General features: G+C 70.8%; 7 protein-coding genes. 6 read left to right on the top strand and 1 reads right to left on the bottom strand.

The features are described from left to right. The coding region (locus CR470_RS32850) for an ATP-binding protein (RefSeq protein ID WP_097871109.1) at nt 1–2,079 on the bottom strand (2,079 nt) is incomplete at its 3' end. Between the two features lie 222 nt (nt 2,080–2,301). Between CR470_RS32850 and CR470_RS32845 the strand changes: the two genes are divergently transcribed. From CR470_RS32845 to CR470_RS32815, 6 genes are all read left to right on the top strand, one after another. Beyond that, the gene (locus tag CR470_RS32845; protein ID WP_097871108.1) at nt 2,302–2,763 is read left to right on the top strand and encodes a DUF948 domain-containing protein; all 462 of its coding nucleotides are present in this window, start codon (nt 2,302–2,304) and stop codon (nt 2,761–2,763) included. Nucleotides 2,764–2,770: 7 nt separating this feature from the next. Further along, on the top strand, nt 2,771–3,118 hold the full coding sequence (locus CR470_RS32840; RefSeq protein WP_097871107.1) for a DUF6167 family protein: 348 nt from the start codon (nt 2,771–2,773) through the stop codon (nt 3,116–3,118). Then, on the top strand, nt 3,118–5,787 hold the full coding sequence (gene alaS, locus CR470_RS32835) for an alanine--tRNA ligase (protein ID WP_097871106.1): 2,670 nt from the start codon (nt 3,118–3,120) through the stop codon (nt 5,785–5,787). Before CR470_RS32840 ends, alaS begins: the two co-directional genes overlap by 1 nt. 8 nt (nt 5,788–5,795) lie before the next feature. Further along, nucleotides 5,796–6,269 (top strand): Holliday junction resolvase RuvX, encoded by a 474-nt coding sequence (gene ruvX, locus CR470_RS32830; RefSeq protein ID WP_179892451.1) that lies wholly within the window; start codon nt 5,796–5,798, stop codon nt 6,267–6,269. Nucleotides 6,270–6,369: 100 nt separating this feature from the next. Next, on the top strand, nt 6,370–8,133 hold the full coding sequence (gene mltG / locus CR470_RS32820; protein WP_097871104.1) for an endolytic transglycosylase MltG: 1,764 nt from the start codon (nt 6,370–6,372) through the stop codon (nt 8,131–8,133). Beyond that, nucleotides 8,126–8,881: shikimate dehydrogenase (locus tag CR470_RS32815; protein ID WP_097871110.1), on the top strand; the 756-nt coding region annotated here is incomplete at its 3' end. The genes mltG and CR470_RS32815, both read left to right, overlap by 8 nt.

Genomic DNA, 8,881 nt, shown 5'->3' with positions numbered 1-8,881 from the left:
GGCCCGGTCGACCGCGGTGCTCGGATCCAGCCGCCGGCCCACCCGCAGCCCCTCCTCGTACGCCGCGTTCCCCACCTCCCGGCGCGCCCGCTCCTCGCACTCCGCCCGCGGCCGCCCGTAGAACGCCGAGCCGAACAACCGCAGACCCACCGACGGCCAGATGCCCTCCGCCGCACCCTGGAGCACGGCGGCCTCCCCGGCGTCCCCCTCCACCACCGTCACCAGGGCCAGCAGTTCCAGCGACAGCACCGTGCCCAGGAGATCGTTGAACGTCCGGCCGATCGTCAGGCACTCCCCGAGCATCTGCCGCGCCCGGGCCGGCCGCCCCCGCCGCAGCGCCGCGTACGCCAGGACGTACAGCGCGTACGCCAGCGCCCACCGCTCCCCGTGGTCCTCGCAGATCTCCCGGACCTCGTCGCAGATCGCCGCAGCCGCGTCCAGATCGCCGAGGAACGCCACCGCCATGGCCAGTTCCACCTGCGCCATCAGCACATTGCTGTTCAGCTCGCCGACCTCGCGGTACCGGCCGAGTGCCTCGCGGAGCAGCTCCTCGGCACGCGGCAGGTCGTCCGTCACGATCGCCAGGCACCCCGTGCGGTGCACCGCGTACGCCAGTGCTGTCGCGTCCCCGGAGCGTTCGGCCTCCTCCCTGCACTCCTGGAGCGCCGAGATCGCACCGACCGCGTCGCCCTGCAGCACGGCCACATAGCCCAGCACCCACAGCACCTTCAGCCGTGCGGCATCGTGCGGCGTCGGCTCCTCCAGGACGTGGTCCAGCCAGTACCGCCCCTCGGACAGCCGCCCGCAGCCGGCCCAGTAGAACCACAGCGTGCCCGCCAGGTACTGCGCCAGATGCACCTCGTCGGGGCTCTCCATCGAACACTCCATCGCCCGGCGGAGATTGGGCAGCTCGCTGTCGACGCGGGCCGCCACCTCCGCCTGGCGCGGACTGAACCAGTCCAGCTCGCACCAGGTCGCGAGCCCCAGGAACCAGTCCCGGTGCCGCCGCCGCAGCCGCGGGGCGTCCCCGGCGGCCGCCAGCCACTGCGCCCCGTACTCACTGACCGTGTCCAGCAGCCGGTAGCGCGCACCGGTCGGGCCGTCCTCGCGCTCCACCACCGACTGGGCGAGCAGCTCGTCCAGTACATCGAGCACCGAGTCGGCCGGCAGATCCGCCCCGCCGCAGATGTACTCGGCGGCCTCCAGGTCGAACTGTCCCGCGAACACCGAGAGCCGCGCCCACAGCAGCCGTTGCTCGGGCGTGCACAGCTCATGGCTCCAGCCGATCGCCGTACGCAGCGTCTGGTGGCGGGGCGGCGCGCCGCGACGGCCGCCGGTCAGCAGCCGGAACCGGTCGTCCAGGCGCAGGAGCACCTGTTCGACCGAGAGCGCGCGCAGCCGCCCGGCCGCCAGTTCGAGGGCCAGCGGAATCCCGTCGAGGCGGCGGCAGAGCTCCAGCACGGACGCCCGCTCGGCCGCCGTCGGATCCCAGCCCGGCCGCACCCCGCGCGCCCGCTCGGTGAAGAGCTCCACGGCGTCCCCGTCGGACATCGGGGCGAGCGGGAAGGTCCGTTCCCCGTCCACCCGGAGGGGGCGGCGTCCGGCCGCGAGCACCTGGAGGCGTGGGGCCCGGCGCAGGAGTTCGGTGACGAGGTCGGCGCAGGCGTCGACGAGGTGCTCGAAGCCGTCGATCACCAGCAGTGTCCGGCGCTCGGAGAGGTGTTCGACGAGGACGGCGCGCGGCGGCCTGCTGGTGTGATCGGTCAGGCCCAACGCGTCGATCAGGGCGTGTTCCAGCAGGTCGGGATCGCGGACGGCGGACAGCTCCGCCAGCAGAACCCCGTCGCAGTACCGTTTCTCCCGGAGTGCGGCGACCCGGATGACGCACCGGGTCTTTCCCACGCCCGCCACTCCGGCGACGGTGACGAGCCGGTACTCCTCCAGCAGCCCGCTCAGCTCGGACAGTTCGTCCTCGCGCCCCACGAAGGGGTTCAGTTCGGCCGGGAGGCTGCCGGTCGCCGCCGCGGGGCGGGCGTCCGGATCGTCGGCATTCGGGCAGGGGTCCTGCAGGCGTCGCATAAAACACGGAGCGTACTGGCTTGAAAGCTCTCCGTACAATCTCGCTGGGGCAACTCCCGCCCCGCCCGCGGAGAATGCGGTAGGGGAGGAGATGCGCGGCGCGATAGGCTCGTGTGACGACGATCGGGCGCGCGGGTTGAGGCCCGGACGCGACCGACGGAGACAAGGCCCGGCAGGGCCGGAGCGACGAGCAGAGAGCGGTGCACAGTGTCCGGTGGAGAGGTGGCCGGGATCCTCGTGGCCGTCTTCTGGGCGATCCTGGTCTCGTTCCTCGCCGTGGTGCTGGTGAGGCTCGCCCAGACGCTCAGGGCGACTACCAAGCTCGTGGCGGACGTGACCGACCAGGCCGTCCCGCTGCTGGCCGACGCATCGGCGACGGTGCGCTCCGCGCAGACCCAGCTGGACAAGGTCGACGCCATCGCGAGCGACGTCCAGGAGGTCACCTCCAACGCCTCCGCGCTCTCCACGACCGTCGCCTCCACCTTCGGCGGCCCTCTCGTCAAGGTCGCCGCGTTCGGCTACGGCGTACGGCAGGCCCTCGGCCGCCGCACCGCACCCGAGCCCGAACCGGAACCGGCGCGGGGACGCGGCTCCGTCCGCCGCACGGTGATCGTCGGCCGAACCGTACCCTCGGCGCGCGGACGCAGGCGCGAACGCCGAAACGCCCGCGGACAGAAGGACTGATCGAGCGATGTTCCGCCGTACGTTCTGGTTCACCGCCGGCGCAGCAGCCGGTGTGTGGGCCACCACCAAGGTCAACCGCAAGCTCAAGCGGCTGACCCCCGAAAGCCTCGCGGCGCAGGCCGCGGACAAGGCGATCGAGACCGGTCACAAGCTCAAGGACTTCGCCCTCGACGTACGTGAGGGCATGGTCCGGCGCGAAGCCGAACTGGGCGGCGCCCTGGGCCTGGAAGCGCCGGTCGACCCGGACCTTCCCGTGCAGCGGCACTTCGCCGTCGAGGCGGCCGAGCCGCCCGCGAACGCGAACACGTACCGCAAACTCCCCTACAACCCGAACAACCGGAATGAGGACCACTGATGGAGTCGGCTGAAATTCGCCGCCGCTGGCTGAGCTTCTTCGAGGATCGCGGTCACACCGCCGTGCCTTCGGCGTCGCTCATCGCGGACGACCCGACTCTGCTGCTGGTCCCCGCGGGCATGGTCCCCTTCAAGCCGTACTTCCTCGGCGAGGTCAAGCCGCCCGCCCCACGCGTCACCAGCGTGCAGAAGTGCGTCCGTACGCCGGACATCGAAGAGGTCGGCAAGACCACCCGCCACGGCACCTTCTTCCAGATGTGCGGCAACTTCTCCTTCGGGGACTACTTCAAGGAAGGCGCCATCCAGCTCGCCTGGGAGGCGCTGACCAACTCCGTCGAGGACGGCGGCTACGGCCTGGACCCCGAGAAGCTCTGGATCACGGTCTACCTCGACGACGACGAGGCCGAGCAGATCTGGCGCGACAAGATCGGCGTTCCCGCCGAGCGCATCCAGCGCCTGGGCAAGAAGGACAACTTCTGGTCCATGGGCGTCCCCGGCCCCTGCGGCCCGTGCTCGGAGATCAACTACGACCGGGGCCCCGAGTTCGGCGTCGAGGGCGGCCCGGCCGTCAACGACGAGCGGTACGTGGAGATCTGGAACCTGGTCTTCATGCAGTACGAGCGCGGCGCCGGCGACGGCAAGGAGGACTTCCCGATCCTCGGGGACCTGCCGTCGAAGAACATCGACACCGGTCTCGGCCTCGAACGCCTCGCCATGATCCTCCAGGGCGTACAGAACATGTACGAGACCGACACCCTGCGCGTGGTCATGGACAAGGCCACCGAGCTGACCGGCGTCCGCTACGGCGCCGAGCAGGGAACGGACGTCTCGCTCCGCGTCGTCGCCGACCACATCCGTACGTCGGTGATGCTCATCGGCGACGGCGTCACCCCCGGCAACGAGGGCCGCGGCTACGTGCTGCGCCGCATCATGCGCCGCGCCATCCGCAACATGCGTCTCATGGGCGCCACCGGCTCCGTGGTGAAGGACCTGGTTGACGTCGTGATCGACACGATGGGCCTGCAGTACCCGGAGCTGATCACCGACCGCAAGCGCATCGAGACGGTCGCGCTCGCCGAGGAAGCCGCCTTCCTCAAGGCCCTCAAGGGCGGCACCAACATCCTGGAGACCGCCGTCACCGAGACCAAGGCCGCAGGCGGCCAGGTACTCGCCGGCGACAAGGCGTTCCTGCTCCACGACACCTGGGGCTTCCCGATCGACCTCACCCTGGAGATGGCCGCCGAGCAGGGCCTGTCCGTGGACGAGGACGGCTTCCGCCGCCTCATGCAGGAGCAGCGCGACAAGGCCAAGGCCGACGCCCGCGCCAAGAAGACCGGTCACGCCGACCTGTCCGCCTACCGCGAGGTCGCCGACACCTCCGGCGCCACCGAGTTCACCGGCTACACCTCCACCGCCGGCGAGTCCACCATCGTCGGTCTGCTGGTCGACGGCGTGCCCTCGCCCGCCGCCACCGAGGGCGACGAGGTCGAGGTCGTCCTCGACCGCACCCCCTTCTACGCCGAGGGCGGCGGCCAGCTCGCCGACACCGGCCGCATCAGGCTCGACACCGGCGCCGTGATCGAGATCCGCGACGTCCAGAAGCCGGTCCCCGGCGTCCACGTGCACAAGGGCGTCGTCCAGGTCGGCGAGGTGACGGTCGGGGCCCCCGTCTTCGCCTCCATCGACAACACCCGCCGCCGCGCCATCGCCCGCGCCCACAGTGCCACGCACCTCACGCACCAGGCGCTGCGCGACGCGCTGGGCCCGACGGCCGCCCAGGCCGGCTCGGAGAACTCGCCGGGCCGCTTCCGCTTCGACTTCGGTTCGCCCGCCGCCGTCCCCGGTACGGTCCTCACCGACGTCGAGCAGCGGATCAACGAGGTCCTCTCGCGGGAACTCGACGTCCAGGCCGAGGTCATGTCCATCGACGACGCCAAGAAGCAGGGCGCCATCGCCGAGTTCGGCGAGAAGTACGGCGAGCGGGTCCGCGTCGTCACCATCGGCGACTTCTCCAAGGAGCTGTGCGGCGGCACGCACGTCCACAACACCGCCCAGCTGGGTCTGGTGAAGCTGCTCGGCGAGTCCTCCATCGGCTCCGGGGTGCGCCGTATCGAGGCCCTCGTCGGCGTCGACGCGTACAACTTCCTCGCCCGGGAGCACACGGTCGTCGCCCAGCTCCAGGAGCTGGTCAAGGGCCGCCCCGAGGAGCTCCCCGAGAAGATCGCGGGCATGCTCGGCAAGCTCAAGGACGCCGAGAAGGAGATCGAGAAGTTCCGCGCGGAGAAGGTCCTCGCGGCCGCCGCCGGACTCGTCGAGTCCGCCAAGGACGTCCGCGGCACCGCCCTGGTCACCGGCCAGGTCCCCGACGGCACCTCCGCCGACGACCTGCGCAAGCTGGTCCTGGACGTCCGCGGGCGCATCCAGGGCGGCCGGCCGGCCGTCGTGGCCCTGTTCACCACGGCCAACGGCCGCCCGCTCACCGTCATCGCCACCAACGAGGCCGCCCGCGAGCGCGGTCTCAAGGCCGGTGACCTCGTGCGCACCGCCGCCAAGACCCTCGGCGGCGGTGGCGGCGGCAAGCCGGACGTCGCCCAGGGGGGCGGCACGAACCCGGCCGCCATCGGCGACGCCGTGGCCGCCGTCGAACGCCTCGTCACCGAGACGGCGTGACGAGCGGGATGACGCCGATGCGCCGGGGCCGGCGGCTCGCCGTCGACGTCGGGGACGCCCGGATCGGGGTCGCCTCGTGCGACCCCGACGGGATCCTGGCCACGCCGGTGGAGACCGTGCCGGGACGTGACGTCCCGGCCGCCCACCGGCGGCTCCGTCAACTCGTCGAGGAGTACGAGCCGATCGAGGTCATCCTCGGCCTGCCGCGCTCCCTCGGCGGGGGCGAGGGCCCGGCGGCCGTCAAGGTCCGGGAGTTCGCCCAGGTGTTCGCCCGCTCGATCGCACCCGTTCCGGTGCGGCTGGTGGACGAGAGGATGACCACAGTGACGGCCGCTCAGGGGATGCGCGCCTCGGGCGTGAAGTCCAAGAAGGGCCGGTCTGTCATCGACCAGGCTGCCGCTGTGGTGATCCTTCAGAACGCTCTGGAGTCCGAACGGGCGTCAGGCAATCCCCCGGGCGAGGGCGTCGAAGTGGTGGTCTGATCGCGATACGGTAACGTTCCGCGCGATGCGGCGGTGTTCGAACAAACACCGCACAGCGAAGCGAAGAGACGGAACGTCGTCTCGCGGCTCTAGGGGATCGATGACTGAGTATGGCCGGGGCCCCGGCTCCGAACCGTGGCATCCCGAGGACCCCTTGTACGGGGACCAGGGATGGGGAGGCCAGCAGGCCGCCCACGGCCAGAGCCAGTACGGCGACCAGCAGCAGTCCTATCCGCAGGACCCGTACGCCCAGCAGCCCTATGCGCAGGACCCGTACGCCCAGAACCACCAGCAGTACCCGCAGCAGCAGTACGACCAGCAGAGTCAGCAGAACCAGCAGCAGTACGACCAGCAGAATCAGCAGCAGTACGGCACGCCACAGCAGGACCCGTACGCCCAGCAGCCGGGTGCCCAGCCGCAGTACGACGGCGGCTGGGACACCGGGCAGCAGGCCGCCATGCCGTACGGGGCCGAGCCGCAGGGCCCGTACGCCCAGCAGCCCGGCGGCTACGACGCGTCGCAGGACTACTACGGCACCCCTGAGGCCTACCCTCCGCCGCAGCCCCCGGGCCGCCGCGACGCCGCGGCTGAGCAGCAGCAACAGCAGCAGTCGACGGAATGGGACCCGGACGAGCCGCAGGAGGAGACGCACCCCTTCTTCACCGGTGCGGACGAACCGGTCGGCCGCGAGCCGCGCGATGACGACGATGACCCGGACGACGACGGATCGCGCGCCTCGCGCCGCGACCGCGGCGGCAGCGACCGCCGGGGCGGCAAGGGCAAGAAGAAGAGCCGCAGCGGCGTTGCCTGCCTGGTGGTCTCCGTCGTCCTGCTCGGCGGCCTCGGTGGAGTCTCCTACGTCGGCTACACGTTCTGGAAGAAGCAGTTCGGCGCTCCGGCCGACTACGCGGGGGTGGGCACCGGCCAGGTCGAGGTCGAGATCCCCGAAGGGTCGCTCGGCTACGACATCGCCAACATCCTGCGCAAGAAGGGCGTCATCAAGTCCTCCGACGCCTTCGTCGCGGCGCAGAACGACAACCCCAAGGGCAAGTTGCTCCAGGCCGGCGTCTACCTCATGAAGAAGGAGATGTCCGCCGCCAGCGCGATCGAGCTGATGCTCGACCCGAAGAGCCAGAACGCCTTCGTGATCCCCGAGGGCACCCGCAACGTCCAGGTCTACGCGAAGATCGACGAGCGGCTGGAACTGGAGAAGGGCACCACGGCGAAGATCGCCAAGACCAAGGCGGAGTCCCTGGGGCTGCCCGACTGGGCGGACGACGACCCGGACGTGAAGGACCCGCTGGAGGGCTTCCTGTTCCCGGCCGCCTATCCGGTCGCCAAGGGGTCGAAGCCCGAGGACGCGCTGAAGCGCATGGTCACGCGGGCCAACAAGGAGTACGCGGACATCGACTTCGAGGCCACGGCCAAGAAGTACAACCTCGACGGGCCGTGGGAGGTGCTGACGGTGGCGAGCCTGGTGCAGGCGGAGGGCCTCACGCACCAAGACTTCCGCAAGATGGCGGAAGTCGTCTACAACCGGCTCGAACCCGACAACAACGTCACGAACCGCAAGATCGAATTCGACTCGGCGTTCAACTACCTCAACAACCAGAGCAAGATCAAGATCAGTACCAAGGAGATCCGGAACAACCCGGACCCGTACAACACGTATTACCACGAGGGCCTCCCGCCGGGGCCGATCGGCAACCCGGGCATGGACGCCATCAAGGCGTCGCTCAACCCGACCACGAACGGCTACATGTTCTTCATCTCGCTCGACGGCAAGAAGACCGACTTCACGAAGACCATGGAGGAGCACGAGAAGCTGAACACGAAGTGGAAGGAGCAGCAGGGACTTGGCTGATATCCGCCGCCGGGCCGCCGTCCTCGGCTCGCCCATCGCCCACTCCCTCTCCCCGGTCCTCCACCGTGCCGCGTACGCCGAGCTCGGCCTCGACGACTGGTCCTACGACCGGTTCGAGGTCGACGAGGCGGCGCTGCCCGGGTTCGTCGCGGGGCTGGACCCCTCCTGGGCGGGGCTGTCGCTGACCATGCCGCTCAAGCGGGCGGTCATCCCGCTGCTCGACGAGATCAGCGCGACGGCCGCCTCCGTGGAGGCCGTCAACACGGTCGTGTTCACCGAGGACGGGCGGCGGGTCGGTGACAACACCGACATCCCCGGCATGATCGCCGCCCTGCGGGAGCGCGGGATCGACAAGGTCGACTCCGCCGCCGTCCTCGGTGCCGGAGCCACCGCCTCCTCCGCGCTCGCCGCGCTCGCCGCGGTCTGCGCCGGACCCGTGACGGCGTATGTGCGCGGCCCCGAGCGCGCGGCCGAGATGCGGGCCTGGGGGGAGCGGCTCGGCGTCGACATCGTGATCGCCGACTGGGCGGACGCGGCGGCGGCGCTGAGCGCGCCGCTCGTCATCGCCACCACCCCGGCGGGCGCCACCGACGCCTTGGCCGGATCCGTGCCGGCCACCCCGGGCATCCTTTTCGACGTGCTGTACGAGCCGTGGCCCACCGCGCTCGCCGCCGCCTGGTCGGCGCGGGGCGGGGCGGTCGTCGGCGGGCTCGACCTCCTCGTGCACCAGGCCCTGCTCCAGGTCTGT

This window comes from Streptomyces sp. rh34 (genome assembly GCF_002551245.1).
Lineage (GTDB): Bacteria > Actinomycetota > Actinomycetes > Streptomycetales > Streptomycetaceae > Streptomyces.
The sequence above is the reverse complement of the archived record's forward strand: the minus strand, read 5'-3'. Positions and strand labels throughout refer to the sequence as shown.

Bases quoted from the DNA above. Each gene is read 5' to 3' on its own strand.
- CR470_RS32840 (WP_097871107.1), top strand. From the start codon at position 2,771: ATGTTCCGCCGTACGTTCTGGTTCACCGCCGGCGCAGCAGCCGGTGTG.
- ruvX (WP_179892451.1), top strand. From the start codon at position 5,796: ATGACGCCGATGCGCCGGGGCCGGCGGCTCGCCGTCGACGTCGGGGAC.
- mltG (WP_097871104.1), top strand. From the start codon at position 6,370: ATGACTGAGTATGGCCGGGGCCCCGGCTCCGAACCGTGGCATCCCGAG.
- alaS (WP_097871106.1), top strand. From the start codon at position 3,118: ATGGAGTCGGCTGAAATTCGCCGCCGCTGGCTGAGCTTCTTCGAGGAT.